Source organism: Pseudoduganella albidiflava, assembly GCF_004322755.1.
Lineage (GTDB): Bacteria > Pseudomonadota > Gammaproteobacteria > Burkholderiales > Burkholderiaceae_D > Rugamonas > Rugamonas albidiflava.
The window spans coordinates 5,669,616-5,684,066 of sequence record NZ_CP036401.1; the positions used below are offsets into that span (position 1 = coordinate 5,669,616).

The following is a 14,451-nucleotide window of genomic DNA, read 5'->3' on the forward strand; positions in this document are numbered from 1 at the left end:
CACCTGCGGAGCCTGCGCCGGCGACTATGCCTCCGGCCAGATTTCCTTCAGCAGCGCGGCCAGGTTGTAGCCGCCCTTGATCAGCTGCTGGCGCGCCAGCGCGGAGGATGGCACCGGATAGTCGTCCGGCACGTTCAAGGCCCACACCTGGTAGCTGGTGCCGCTGCTTTTCGACGTTTGCGTGGTGGCGGCGCCCAGCGTGACGTCCATGTGCGCCAGCTTGGAGACGGCCAGCGAATCGTTGGCCCACTGGTAGGGCCAGGTGGCTGCGTCGCCGCTGTTGACGGGCACCGCCGGCTTCCGGTCGATGGCGTATTGCGCGAACTGTTCCGGCGTGCGCGTGGTGGAGCGGCGGAACGCGTAGTCGACCACGGTGGTGTCCCAGTACGAGTGGAACGGCTTGGTCTTCGCCGCGCTGGCGCCCGACTTCTCCGGAGCGCCGGGCGGAATGTGCTTGTTGCCGATCGACGCGATAAACGCATCGTCCAGCAGCAGGTTGTTGCCGCCGCGCGAATCGAAGATGTTCAGTTCGTCGATCTCGGCGTGCGTCTTCGGCACCACGAAGCGGCCATCCTTGCTGACGAAGGCGGCGCCCACGTGCAGCGGCTGGTGGATGTCGCCGGCCAGGTGGGCCACGATCAGCAGCGCCTGGCGCGGGGTGAACTTGTGCGGGTTGGTCGCCGGCGTGTCCTTGCCCTGCAAGACGAGGATCGCCGACTTCAGCGTGTGCACGATATCGTCGTCGAACGTGCCGGGCGCGTGGTCGTGGTAGGCGCCCAGCTGGAACGGCACGTCCGTGTAGTGGTACTCGGAGTGCTTCGGATTGGCGGCCACGTAGGCCTGCATTTCCGGCGTTTGCGGGCCGCACCAGGTGCCCTTCACGCAATCGGCCCAGACGGCGATCGATTCCAGCGTTTCGCCCGGCAGCAGCAGCGCGGCGATGCGCTGTTCGGCGACGCTGCCCTTGAGCAGCTTGGCGGCGATGGCGCCCACCGCGCGGTGGCCATCGTTACCCCATGCCAGGGCGCTCGACGGCGCGGTGGTGGCGAAGACGCCGGCCAGCGCCAGCATGCATGCGAGTCGTTTCATTGTTCGGAAGCTTTCTGAGGTTTCGGGTAGTTCTTGTTGATGTCGAGCGGTTCGGCGTACGGCGAGCTCCACACCTGTTCCTGCAGCGCCGCCAGCCGCCGCGCCATCTGCTCGTTGCGCATCACGATTTCCAGGTTGCGCGACAGGTCGAAATAGCCGCCGGCCCAGTTGCTGGTGCCGACCCATGCCAGCTTGCCGTCGATGACCATGGTCTTCGAATGGATCACGCGGGCAAACGGGATGAAGCCGGTGGACGCCTTCGGCAGGGTAACGACGCGGATTTCCACGTTCGGCAGCACGGCCAGGCTTTTCAGGTACGGCAGCGTGGCATGCTCCAGGTTCCAGTTCGACACCATCAGCTTCACCTTCACGCCGCGGTTGGCGGCCGCGCGCACGGCGTTGTCCACCACCGCGTAGTACGGGCGGGTGCCGTTCGGGCCATACGACAGCGGCGCATAGTCGAGCAGCTGCACGCGCACCTCTTCCTTCGCGCCGGCCAGCAGCGCCGGCAGCCCGGTCTCGGAATCGGCCACGCCGGGCGGGTTGTAGGCCGCCGGGCTGGCCAGCAGGTAGGAAGGCCGGTCCGGCACGGTGGCCGTCGCCGACTTTTGCTGCAGCGGCGCCACCGCGCGGCCCTGCGCCAGTTGCGCCTGCGCGTTCCAGTCCTGTTCGAAGATCGCGCCGACCTGCGTGACGATCGCGGCATCGTCGACCAGCAGCCCGGTCTCGTGGATGTGCGTGAACGCGCGCCAGTCGAAGTTCTGGCTGCCGACGAAGGCCCGCTTGCCGTCGGCGATCACGTACTTGGCGTGGATGATGCCGTTGCCGGTGAGCCGGCTGAAATCGAGGATGCGCATTTCCAGGTTCGGGATCGCGCGCAGCCGCTCCAGCGTGGCGGCATCGGACAGGCCGATGCCTTTCTTGTCGAGCAGGAAGCGGATCTTCACGCCACGCTTGCCGGCCGCGGCCAGCCGGTCGATCACCTTCTCGAACGGCGCCCCGGGCTTGCTAGCGGCGTAGAACTGGCCGATCGCGATGTCGCTCCTGGCATTGTCGAACAGCTCGCACCAGACGGTAACCGGATCGCGCAGGTCGGCGTTCGCCAGCGTGGTTTCCACCGGCGCGGTCTGCACCAGTTCGAAGCCGGGAATGCGGAAGTCGGCGTGGGCGCTGCAGAACGGCAGCAACAGCAAACCGGATAACATCAGTCGTTTCATCATCGGCTCCTTATTGGATGCGGCGGATGCGCGGCTGCGCGGGCGGCAGGCCGGCCGGCTTGCCCTCCTGTTCGCGGCGCACCAGGAAGGCGGTCAGCGAATCGATGTCGCGGATGCCCGTCTCGGCGCGGTTGGTACCCTTGGCGAACATCGGGAATGCGTCGTTGCCGCCTGCCAGGAAATTGTTGACGGCCACGCGATAGGTGGCGCCATCGTCCAGCGGCGCGCCGTTCAGCGTGACATCCGATACGGTCGCCTTGCCATTGGCATCCAGCCGATAGCGGTAGGTGAACCCTTCGGATACCTGCAGCAGGCCACGCACCTGCACCTTGTCCGCCACCCATTGCTGTTCGAGCAGCGTGCGCAGCTGCGCCCCGGTGAGGTCCATCACCACCAGCGTATTCCCGAACGGCAGCGTGGCCAGCGCCTGGCCTTTCGACACGACGTTGCCGGGGCCCGCTTCCAGGTGCTGGCGAATGCCGTCCCGGTTCATGAACGCCACCTGCGCACCATACGGCAGCGCGGCCATCAGCGTGGCATCGGCAACCAGGTTGCCGAGCGCCGATTCATCGGCGCCATCGCCGGAGCGAGAAACGGTGGGCACCGCGATGCGTGCGACCGGCTTGGCCAGTTCGCGGTTGCTACGCTCGCGCACGCTGGCCAGGTAGGCCGCCACCTTCGGCTCGGCCGGATAGGCGCCCTGCTCGATGACGACGTTGCGCGCATCGACGTCGACGATCTTGCCGCTCTGGCGGTCCACCATCAGCTTGATGCGCGACAGCATGTGCCCGCCCATCTGCGCCTGCGTAACGACGGTATCGCCGACCCGGCACAGGTAACCCTTGTGCGAGTGCCCGCTGATCACGAGCTTCACGGCCGGATCGAGCCGCTTCACGATCGGCACCAGGTCGCCCTCCAGGTTGTCGCAATACTGCTGGTCGAACGGCGTGACGGTGCGCCCACCCTCGTGGACCAGCAACACGAACGCGCCCACGCCCTGCGCGCGCAGTTCCGGCAGCAGGCGGTTGACGGCCTCGGCTTCGTCGAGGAAGCGCAGGCCGGCGATGCCGGAAGCGACCACCACGTCGGCGGTGCCCTTCAGCACGGCGCCGATGAAGGCGATCTTGACACCCTTCGCTTCGAGGATGCGGTAGGCCGGCAGGATGGTCTTGCCGCTGTCCGCCTCGACGACGTTGGCGGCCAGGTAGCCGAATTTCGCGCCGCCATACGCTGCGTCGAACTGGCAGGCCTTGTCCGGCCGTGGCGAATCACAGCCGCCGTGCTGCTGGCGCAGCAGTTCCTTGCGGCCGCCGTCGAATTCATGGTTGCCGGCCGAGGTGACGGCCAGGCCCAGCATGTCCAGCGCCGCGATGGTCGGTTCATCCGCCCACATGGCCGACAGCGCCGGGCTGGCCCCCACCATGTCGCCCGCGCCGACCAGCAGCAGCTCGCTGTCTTCGCGGCGCCATTGCTGCAGGGCGCCGGCGATGGTGTCGATGCCGCCCGCCATCACGGTGCGCGGCGCCTTGTCGGCCACGCCGGTGTACGTGAATTTGGTGGCTTCCAGGTTGCCATGCAGGTCGTTGATGGCGACCAGGTTGATCTCCGCGGGCGCCCGGTCGGCCGGCGGCGTGGCGCACCCGGCGAGCGCGGTCAGCGCAGCCGCCAGGGCGAGAGTATGCAGTGAGGATTTCATGGAAAGGATGAGATACGTGAGCGTGTATTGTACCGGCGGCCGGCATGCGAAAACAGCGCCGCCGGCAGGTTGATACCTTGTGTTACAGACGAAAAAAAGGCCGGCGGATGCCGGCCTTCGGGTCAGGCTAGACTGGCACGAATCTTAGAATTCGTACTTGACGGTGGCTTGCAGGGCCCACTGCGATTCGCCCTTTTCCTGGCGCACGGTCAGGTCTTCCACCTTGTCGCGCATCGCGTAGATGTACTTGCCGCCTTCGATGCCGACCACGTCCACGAAGGAACGGGCTTGCGCGCCGTTGGACTGGAATGCCACCTCGTTGATGCGGCCCCACTTCTTGTTCAGCAGGTTGCCGAAGTTCAGGATGTCCAGCGTGAACACGCCCTTGTGGCCCTGCCACAGGCCCGGGATTTCCTGCGACACGCGCACGTCGAAGTTGTTGGTCCAGTTCGAGAAGCTGTTGTTGCGCTTCACGACGTCGCCGGTCGAGTTGCGCAGGCCACGGTACTGGTCGACGATTGCCCAGAAGCGTTCCTCGTTGGCGTGGCTGGTTGGCGAGTCGCCGCGGAAGATGACTTCGCCGGAACCGAATGCGGTCGGGATGTACATCAGGTCGTTGCCAGCCAGGCCGTCGCCGTTGGCGTCGTTGTTGAACGTCCAGCTGTACGGCTTGCCCGAACGGCCTTCGTAGAACGTGCCGAAGGTGGTGCGGTAGGTGCCGAAGAAGCGCTTCTGGAAACTGAGCGAGGCACTGATGCGGTCCTTCACCAGGTAGCTGGAATTGGCTTCCACTTCCTCGTTCGGGTTGAACACGGCACGGCCCGACCAGTTCGAGTTCGACGTGGACGACGTCAGCGGCGAGACTTCCTTCGACTCCGTGTACGTGTAGGCGGCGTTCCATGCCCAGCCGGCGCTCATCGGGCGGCTCAGTTGCAGCGTGGCGACGTTGCTGCCACCCTTCTTCGTGTTGGTGGCGACCAGCACGTTGTTGAAGCTGCGGTTCGACAGGGAGCGCGCACGCGAGCCGTTGCAATCACCGGTTACGATGCTGTTGCCGCTGGCATCCCAGCACTTTTTATCGAAGCCAAGGTCCGTGTAATACAGCTCACGGCCATCGGAACCGGTCCGGGTCGCCGCACCAGTGTTCAGGTTACGGTAGAAGATTGCGTCACGCGCATTCGTCTTGAGGAATTCCGCGCCCACGGTGATGCCGTACCACGGCAGTTCGTGGTCGACGGCCAGGTTCATCTTCCATACGGCCGGCTGGCGCAGGCCGGCGGCCAGCACGTCCACCGAGGCGGCCGACGGCGTACCCGGGAAGCGCGGTTGGCTGTTGATGTCGGCACTGAACGTACCCCCCCCCGTCGCGCAGTTCTCGAAACCGCTGATTCCGCAGCCAACCGTCGACGTGGCCACGCCGGCATTCTGGAACGGGTTACCCAGCCACACGCTCATCGCGGCGCCCTGGAACAGGCCGGCGCCACCGCGGATCTGCGTGCGACGGGCGGTGTCGAAGTTGTAGTTGAAGCCCACGCGCGGCTGCCACAGCTTCTGGCCATCCAGCGTGTTGGTGTTGTTGATACCGAAACCGCCGGTGACGCGGCCGCCGACAACCGGGCCAGGCGCGGCTGCCAAGGCGGCATTCGACAACGGACGCTCAGGCACGTCGATCTTGTCCAGGCGCACGCCGGCCATCACCGTCAGGTTCGGGGTCACGGTCCAGGTGTCCTGCACGAACACGCCCGTGTTCTTCATCGTGAAGCGGGCCACGGCATCTTCCAGCGAGTAGCCGGCATTGGCGACCTGGTACGTATAGGACAGCGGACGGCCGCGGCGGAAGTTTTCCAGCACGGCTTGCTGCACATTGCTGACGGTACCGCATGCGCCGTTTTCGTTGTTCAGCGTCGAGCCGCCCAGGAACTCGTAGGCCAGGCCCGTCTGGCAGGCAAACGTGTAGTTGCCATAGACGTTCTGCAGGAACGCGTTGTAGATCTCGTTCTTCTGGTAATCGGCGCCGAATTTCACTTCATGGTCGCCCAGCTGCAGGTTGCCGCCCACGTAGACGTCATCCGTCTTCGTGCCCAGCACGTTGCGCTGGCGGCTGCTGTCGGTACCGAAGTTGATGAAGCGGTTGCCGGTACCCAGGCTGGCCGGTGCACCGGCCGGCAGCGGGCCGGAGAAGCGCAGGGCCACGGTCGGCAGCATCGCGTTCACGGTGGGCACGCTGTCATAGTCGCGGGTCGACAGTTTGATCTCGGTGGAGAACGTCGGCGACCAGTCCGAGGTCAGCTGCGCGACCTTGGTCTCGATGACCTTGTTCTGCTGGTACCACTGCGAGTTCAGCGAGATGCCGGTGGAGGTCAGGCCGGCGAAGAACGGCTCGCTCTGCTCGGTCTTGGACCAGCGGAACATGGCGCGGTGGTCGTCGCTGATGTTCCAGTCCACTTTCAGCAGCTTGTCGGTGACGGACAGCATCGTGCCGCCGGGAACCTGGGACGTGCCGATGTCGATGCCGTAGCGGCTCTGGGCGATCTGCTGCGCCTGGTCGATGGCTTCCTGGGTCACGCCCACGTTGGTCATCTGGCTGCCGGCCACGCCGTAGCTCGGCGCCGCGCGGGTCGATTCCAGCTTCTCGTAGTTGGCGAAGATGAACAGCTTGTCCTTGATCAGCGGGCCGCCGACCGTCGCACCCTTGGTCGTTTCCTTGAACTTGGCCGGATCGTAGTAGGTGCCGTCGGTGGCGTTGAAGCGCTCGCCGGCGGTCTTGTCGTTACGGAAGACGTAGTAGACGCTGCCCTTGACGGTGTTGGTGCCGGACTTGGTCACGGCGTTGATGTTGCCGCCCGTGTAGCCCTTCTGCGTGACGTCGTAGTTGGCGACGTTGACCTGCACGGACTGGATCGCCTCGATCGAGATCGGCTGCTTCGCGGTCGGGGAGCCGGAAGCTTCCAGGCCGAACGTGTCCGACACGGCCACGCCGTCGATGGTCAGCGAGTTGTAGCGGCTGTTCTGGCCGGCCACGGAAATTTCGCCGCGTTCCTTGTCGGTCTGGGACACGCGGGGGTCGGCACGCGCGTAGTCCTGCAGGTTGCGCTGGATCGATGCCTGGATCGCCAGTTCCTGCGGGCCGATATTGGTGCCGGTACCCATCGTCGTCTTCGAGAAACGATCGTTGCGCACATTGCTGCCGGTAACGGTCACGGTCTGCATCGCCTGGCCCAGCTGCGCGTCCACGCTGGCCGTTTCCGCCAGGGCGATGAACACGCCTTCACGCTTCTCGGTCACGCCGTTCTTGGTGATCGTGATGGTGTAGGGACCGCCCACGCGCAGGCCGCGGGCTACATAGCGGCCCTCGGCATCGGTGGTCACGTTGCTGACGGAACCGGACTCTACGTGAAGGATCGTGACCTGTGCGCCGGAGGCCGGATTGCCGTCCGCGCCCGAGATACGACCGCCGATGGCGGAGGTCGTGTTCTGCGCGGCGGCCGGGATGGCGGCCAGTGCGATAGACAGGCTCAGCGCGATCTGCGTAAGCCGGAGCCGTTGGTGATTCATCATTGTTTAACCCCAAAATGGACGAATTTATTGGCGGTTCGCTGCGGATCTGGTGGATCACAACGACCGCCACGCTTTACTTTGTGTTGCAAGCTGCTTAGCCGACCCGAGAGCTTAGCTGGTCACGATTTCATGGCCGTGACATTGACATGACAGTTTCATGACACCTGCGTGACCGGCTCGCAGCTAAAATGACATAGCTTCCGATCAACTATGCATGAGCGTCAAAACGGTGACAAATTCGATTTAACAAGTGGATTTATACGCACGCGAAATAAATCGGGTGGGTATCTCTCGTTAAACGTGATGTTTACTCTCGGGGATGGCTGACGCCGGGATTATAAGTGCGGCACGATTGCGTGAAATTATTTCATTTAGAAATAATAAAAACGGTGCTTGGGTACTACAAAAATGTAGCGCAAAGGCCACAGAGTTGGCAGGATTGAAAGCAAAACAATCAAGATCGCCGATGGTTCGGGGCCAATCCCGGCCATTGCAGCCGGGATCGCCAACAAAAAAAAGAAGTTGCAGGGAGTTAAAAGAAAGTCGGCGCCATCACGGCGCCGTCCAGTCAACAACCCTATTGCTTGCCAGCCGGCAGCGCGCCGGCAACTTCCGCCTCGAACCTGGCAAACCGTTCATCGAGCTGCTTCAGCAGCCGCTTGCGGTCGTTGTCGGCCAGGAAGGCATAGCGGATGCTGTCGTACGACAGTTTCTTCACCTCCGCGTAATCGGTCTTGTAGCGCGTGGCGAACAGCACGTATTCGTTCGACAGGCTGTGGCGGGTGACGCCGGCATCGTCCGTGGAGAGTACGAACGGCACGCCATAGCGGCGGTACAGCTCGACCGGATGTTCCTCGTTCTTCACGCCCAGGATGAACTCGTTGCTGGTGAGGTTGACCTCGACGGGGATGCGGCGCTCGCGCATCGTCTTCATCAGCGCCAGCGCATTGCGTTCGTGCGCGATGTCGATGCCGTGGCCGATCCGGTTGGCGCCGGCGACATTGACCGCTTCGCCGATGTGGAACGTCAGCCCTTCCGGCGGCACGATCCCCAGGCGCAATTCGCCGGCATGCAGTGCCGTCTTCACGTCCGGGTACTTCGCCTTCAGGAAGCGGAACATCTGCATGTGCAGGCTGTAGTCGCGCATGGACACGTGCAGGCTTTCCTGGCCGACGATGTTGACGCCGACGATCAGCGGACTGGCCTGCGCCAGCTTGAAGCTGGCCAGCATCTGCGAAAACACCGCCGATGGCGACAGGAAGCGCAGCACGTAGGGCTGGTAGCGCATGGTGAAGCGCTCGTCGTCGATGCCGGCGGCGCTCTTTTCCACGTTGGCGATGTAGTCGGTGATGCCACGCTGGAAGGAAGGAATGTTTTCCAGCACGGTCGCAAAATGCGTCATGTACGCTTCGAGCTGCGCCGGTGGCAGGTTCGGCGTGGTGAACAGTTTGTCGAACGCCTCGTCCGGCGTCATCGGCGCCAGCTCGAAGATGGTCTCGATGTACGCCAGGTTCTCGGCGATCGCGCGCTGCTTCAGCGTGCGCAGGCCTTCATTGGTATTGGTCGATGCCACCGGGCCGAAGTAGCCGAAGGTGTCGAAGAAGGTCTGGTCCGGCGGCGCCTGGTCGGCCGAATGGTTGTGGAAGTCCAGGGTCGACCACTTTTGCAGCAGCTTGCGGTAGGTGTCGTTGTCGGCCACCAGGTCGGCGCCGGAGACGCAGGTGCGCAGGCCGTTGGGCTTGGCGCGTTCCGCTTCCACGGCCGCCTTGTCGCTGGTGATCCTGAAACTGGTCTTGTTGACGCAGTAACCCTGCCGGTCCACCCACTCCAGGTACTGCTCGGCATAGATCGCGCCGGAGTAATGGTGGTGCAGGTCGCCGCCCTTCGGCATCATCGTCATGAACATCGTCAGTTCCGCCGTTTTCGCCGGGCTGGCGACCAGCGTGGCGAAATGGCGCTTGACGATGTCTTCGTTGCCGCCTTTTGCCTGCGCGCCAAAGGCGAAGGCCGCGGCAAGGGCGGCGGCGAGGATGCGACGGGTGTTGACTGCTGTTTGCATGGGACTCTCTCGTGAAGGTGAGAAAGTCAGCTCTCCCGCTGGTGCACCCGCTTGCCGGCCGAGTACGTGGCCGCGATCACGCGGTCGTCGCCCAGCAGGGCCAGCGCGAACAGCATCTCCTCGAGGCTTTCCGTGCGGGCCGTGCGGCGCGCCAGCAACGGCGTGGCCTGCGGATCGAGCACGATGAAATCGGCCTCGTTGCCGGCGGCCAGGCTGCCGATCGTGCCGTCCAGGTGCAGGCTGCGGGCGGCGCCCAGCGTCGACAAATAAAACATGCGCAGCGCGGGCAGGTAGCTGCCTTTCAAGCGCGCTACTTTATAGGCTTCATTCATCGTTTGCAACATCGAGAACGACGTGCCCGCGCCGACGTCCGTGGCCAGCGCCATCAGCATGCCGGCCTTGTCGGCTTCCTCGAAATCGAACAGGCCGCTGCCCAGGAACAGGTTCGATGTGGGACACACGGCGGCGGCCGATTTCGTTTCCGCCATGCGGGCACGGTCTTCGCCATCGAGCCAGATGCAGTGGCCGAACACGGCGCGCGGGCGCAGCATGCCGTAGTGGTCGTATACGTCGAGGTAGCTGCGCGCGTTCGGATACAGCTGCTGCACCCACCTGCACTCATCCTCGTTTTCCGACACGTGCGTCTGCAGGTAGGTGTCCGGGTACTTCCTTGCCAGCGCGCCGGCCAGTTCCATCTGCGCCTCGGTGGAGGTGGGCGCGAAACGGGGCGTGATCGCGTACTGCGAGCGGCCGCGATTATGCCAGCGCCCGATCAGCTCTTCCGACTCGAGGGCGCCCCGCTCGGCCGTGTCGCACAGGAAGTCCGGGCAGTGGCGGTCCATCATCACCTTGCCGGCGATCATGCGCAGGCCGCGCGCTTCGCTGGCGGTGAAGAACGCGTCCACCGATTGCGGGTGCACGGTGCAATACACCAGCGCCGTGGTGGTGCCCACACGCATCAGCTCATCCAGGAAAAACTCCGCGACGCCGGCCGCGTGGGCCGGGTCGGCGAACGCGCGCTCGGTCGGGAACGTGTACTGCTCCAGCCATGGCAGCAGGCCCGGCGCCGGCGAGGCGATCATGTCCGTCTGCGGGTAGTGGATGTGGGCGTCGATGAAGCCGGCCGTAATGATCTTGCCACGGTAATCCGTCACCGGCGTATCGGGCGGCAGCGTGTCGCGCAGCTTGTCCCAGTCGCCGGCGGCCTGGATCTTGCCATCGGCAACGATCAGCAAGCCATCCTCGTACCAGGAATGGGCGCGCTCGCTGAAGGCGGGGTCGGCATGGAAGGTCAGCAGGCCGGCGCGGTAGGCTTGCACGTTCGAGGAGGTTTGCATGTCAGTTCTCTTGCAGGGCGGGTTGGCGCGGCATCGCGGCGGCCGCGTGCGCCTGCGCTTCCCAGGTCATCAGTAATTGCGCCGCCACGGAGACGGCGATGGCGGCGGGTGCCTTGTCGGTAATGCCGGGCACGCCGATCGGGCAGACCATCGCATCGATGCGCTCCGCCGGCAAGCCGCGCGCCAGCAGCCGGCGTTCGAACAGCACCCGTTTGGTTTTCGAGCCGATCAGGCCGAACCAGCCCACGCTGTCGCGCGCCAGGATGGCGGCGGACAGGCGTTCGTCCAGCGCATGGCTGTGGGTCAGCACGAGGTAGCTGGCGCCAGGTGGGGCCGATGCTACCACGGCTTCCGGGGTATCGGTCGCTTCGACGATCACGTTGGCGGGCACCTGCGCCGGGAACATGTCGTCGCGCTCGTCCACCCACGTGACGGTGCACGGCAGCTCCGCCAGTGCCCGCACGATCGCGGCACCCACGTGGCCGGCGCCGAACAGCACCAGGTGCGCCGCCGGGGCCGCGACCGGGTCGACCAGCCAGCCCTCGGGCAGCACGATGGCGCTGGAGGTGCGCGGGAAGTGACGCGGCACATCCAGTTCGCCCGCGACCAGCGTGCCTTCCGCATCGAACACCGCGTTGCGTGGCCGGCCGGCGATCGACGCGACGCGCCAGAAGTCGCTGGTCCTGTCGCCACGCAATACAGTGAGCATCTCGGCGACGGAGTCCGTCACCGGTTCGAACAGCAGCCAGACGACGCCGCCGCAGCACTGGCCCAGGCTGGGGCCGAGGCCGAAGCGCTCATGGCGCACCTCGGTGGCACCGGCGGCCAGCATCTCGCGGGCGATCTCCACCGCGCGCAGTTCCAGGTGGCCGCCGCCGATCGTGTCGTGCAGCGTGTTTTTCGTCACGAGAAACTTCGCGCCCGGCTCGCGCGGCGCCGATCCCTCGACCCGCGCCACCGTTACCAGCACCGCCGGTGCGGTGGTTGTCGTCAGCCATTCGTTCATGATTCAATCCTCAATCAGGGTAGTCAAATGCCCTGATTCACTTACCAGCACCCCAAGTGCAGAGTCTGGGGTCAGACCCGCCGGGTCTGACCCCGGGTTTTGCTTTGGGGTGAAAACGGTGACAAGCACAGATTAATTTGCAACTTTCGCGGTCACGGCATCGATCGCGCGCAGGATTTCCTCGCTGGTGGCGGGGGCGTTCAGCGGCGGGTTCACCTGGTGGTTGCCCACGGCGGAGATGGCGTCGCGGATGGCGAAGAACACCGAGAACGGCAGCAGCAGCGGCGGTTCGCCGACCGCTTTCGAGCGGTGGATGCTGTCGGCCACGTTCGGTTGCTCGAACAGGTTCACGCGGAAGTCCTGCGGGCAGTCGGAAATGCCGGGGATCTTGTACGTGGATGGCGCATGCGTCATCAGCTTGCCGTTCGCGTTCCACCACAGCTGCTCGGTGGTCAGCCAGCCCATGCCCTGGATGAACGCGCCTTCGACCTGGCCGATATCGATGGCCGGGTTCAGCGACTTGCCGGCGTCGTACAGCGCATCGGCGCGCAGCAGGCGCCATTCGCCGGTCAGCGTGTCGACGATCACTTCGGAGACCGCCGCGCCGAACGCGTAGTACGAGAACGGATGGCCGTTCATCGACTTCGGATCCCACGACAGGTGCGGCGTGGCGTAGAAACCGTCCGACCACAGCTGCACGCGCTTCAGGTAGGCCTGGCCTACCAGCACGTGCCAGCGGATAGCCTGGCCGTTGACATGCACGTGATCGTCCTCGAAGCGCACAGAAGCGACGTCGCCGCCATGCTGTTCGACGGCGAACTTTGCAAGACGCTCCTTGATCTGCCGGGCCGCATCCTGCGCCGCCTTGCCGTTCAGGTCCGCGCCGGTCGATGCCGCGGTGGCCGACGTGTTGGCGACCTTGCTGGTATCGGTGGCGGTGATGCGCACGTGGCACATGTCCAGCCCCAGTTCGTGGGCCACCACCTGCATCACCTTGGTGTTGACGCCCTGCCCCATCTCGGTGCCGCCATGGTTGACCAGCACCGAGCCGTCGACATACACGTGCACCAGCGCGCCGGCCTGGTTCAGGTGCGTGACGTTGAACGCGATGCCGAATTTCAGCGGCGTGAAGGCCAGGCCCTTCTTCAGCACCGGGCTGGTGGCGTTGAATTTCTCGATGGCTTCGCGGCGCGCGCGGTATTCGCTGGTGGCTTCCAGCCGCGCGGTCAGTTCCGGCAGCACGTTGCCTTCGACGAGCTGGCCGTACGGGGTGACATTGCGCTCGTCGGTGCCGTAGAAATTCAGGCGGCGGATATCCAGCGCATCCTTGCCCAGTTCGCGGGCGATCTCGTCGATGATGTATTCCATCGCGATCGCGCCCTGCGGCCCGCCGAAGCCGCGGAACGCGGTGTTCGACTGCGTGTTGGTCTTGCCGGCGCCGGCACGGATGTCGGCATCGGACAGGTAGTAGCAATTGTCGAAGTGGCAGATCGCCCGGGTCGCCACGGGGCCGGACAGGTCGGCCGAGTAGCCGGCGCGCGACGTCATGTCCACCTTGGCGGCAACGATGCGCCCCGCGTCGTCGTAACCCACTTCGTACTCATAGAAGAAGCAGTGGCGCTTGCCGGTGACGATCATGTCGTCGTCGCGGTCGGCGCGCAGCTTGACCGGCACTTTCAGCTTGAACGCGGCCAGCGAGGCGCAGATCGCCCACAGCGCGGACTGCGATTCCTTGCCGCCGAAGCCGCCGCCCATGCGGCGGCACTCGACCGTCACGTTGTGCGAATTCAGGCCCAGCGCATGCGCGACCAGGTGCAGCATCTCGCTCGGGTGCTGGGTGGAGCACTGCACGAACATGCCGCGGTTTTCCTTCGGGATCGCGTACGAGATCTGGCCTTCCAGGTAGAACTGCTCCTGGCCGCCGACGAACAGTTCGCCCTTGACCTTGCGCGGGGCGCGCTCGAACGCGGCCTGCGCATCGCCCTTCAGCAGCTTCATCGGCGGCAGCACGTACGAGCCCGCGGCTTTCGCCTGCTGCGGCGTGAAAATGGCCGGCAGTTCGTCGTACGTGATCACGGCCTTGCGGGCGGCGCGGCGCGCGTTGGTGTGCGTGTCGGCGACGACGATGAAGATCGGCTGGCCCACGTATTGCACCAGGCCGGGCGACAGGATCGGATCGTCGTGGATGATCGGACCCATGTCGTTGACGCCGGGGATATCGGTGGCGGTGAACACGGCGACGACGCCCGGGGAGTTCTTGACCGGCTCCAGGTCCATGGCGGTGATGTTGGCGTGCGCCTTGGTCGACAGGCCCAGCGCGGCGTGCAGCGTGCCTTGCAGCTCGGGGATGTCGTCCGTGTAGGTGGCCTGGCCCAGCACGTGCAGCTCGGCCGATTCATGCTTGCGCGACAGGCCGACGCCAGACCATGCGGCACCTGCCAGCTCGGGGATGGCGGCCTTCAGTTCGGGGATGGCGGGATGGTTCATGG

Annotated in this window: 8 protein-coding genes; all 8 read right to left on the reverse strand. The window is 65.0% G+C overall.

Annotated features, from left to right (window positions below; genetic code table 11):
* Positions 1 to 24 precede the first annotated feature (24 nt).
* Positions 25 to 1,089, reverse strand: coding sequence for a S1/P1 nuclease (locus tag EYF70_RS23500; RefSeq protein ID WP_131147554.1), 1,065 nt, complete (start codon positions 1,087 to 1,089; stop codon positions 25 to 27).
* Positions 1,086 to 2,306 carry a phospholipase D-like domain-containing protein gene (locus tag EYF70_RS23505; RefSeq protein ID WP_131149305.1) on the reverse strand — a complete coding sequence of 407 codons (1,221 nt, stop codon included), beginning with the start codon at positions 2,304 to 2,306 and terminating at the stop codon, positions 1,086 to 1,088. Before EYF70_RS23505 ends, EYF70_RS23500 begins: the two co-directional genes overlap by 4 nt.
* 10 nt (positions 2,307 to 2,316) lie before the next feature.
* Positions 2,317 to 4,002, reverse strand: coding sequence for a bifunctional metallophosphatase/5'-nucleotidase (locus EYF70_RS23510; protein WP_131147555.1), 1,686 nt, complete (start codon positions 4,000 to 4,002; stop codon positions 2,317 to 2,319).
* Positions 4,003 to 4,146: 144 nt separating this feature from the next.
* Positions 4,147 to 7,560, reverse strand: coding sequence for a TonB-dependent receptor (locus EYF70_RS23515; protein WP_131147556.1), 3,414 nt, complete (start codon positions 7,558 to 7,560; stop codon positions 4,147 to 4,149).
* 577 nt (positions 7,561 to 8,137) lie between these two features.
* Positions 8,138 to 9,619: an adenosine deaminase family protein gene (locus EYF70_RS23520; protein WP_131147557.1), complete on the reverse strand. Its 1,482-nt coding sequence runs from the start codon at positions 9,617 to 9,619 to the stop codon at positions 8,138 to 8,140.
* A 26-nt stretch (positions 9,620 to 9,645) separates the two neighbouring features.
* Positions 9,646 to 10,956, reverse strand: coding sequence for a guanine deaminase (gene guaD, locus EYF70_RS23525; RefSeq protein WP_131147558.1), 1,311 nt, complete (start codon positions 10,954 to 10,956; stop codon positions 9,646 to 9,648).
* Position 10,957: 1 nt separating this feature from the next.
* A complete protein-coding gene (gene xdhC / locus EYF70_RS23530) occupies positions 10,958 to 11,962 on the reverse strand; it encodes a xanthine dehydrogenase accessory protein XdhC (protein WP_131147559.1) in 1,005 nt (334 codons plus the stop codon).
* 132 nt (positions 11,963 to 12,094) lie between these two features.
* A complete protein-coding gene (xdhB, locus tag EYF70_RS23535) occupies positions 12,095 to 14,449 on the reverse strand; it encodes a xanthine dehydrogenase molybdopterin binding subunit (protein WP_131147560.1) in 2,355 nt (784 codons plus the stop codon).
* Between the last annotated feature and the right edge of the window lie 2 nt (positions 14,450 to 14,451).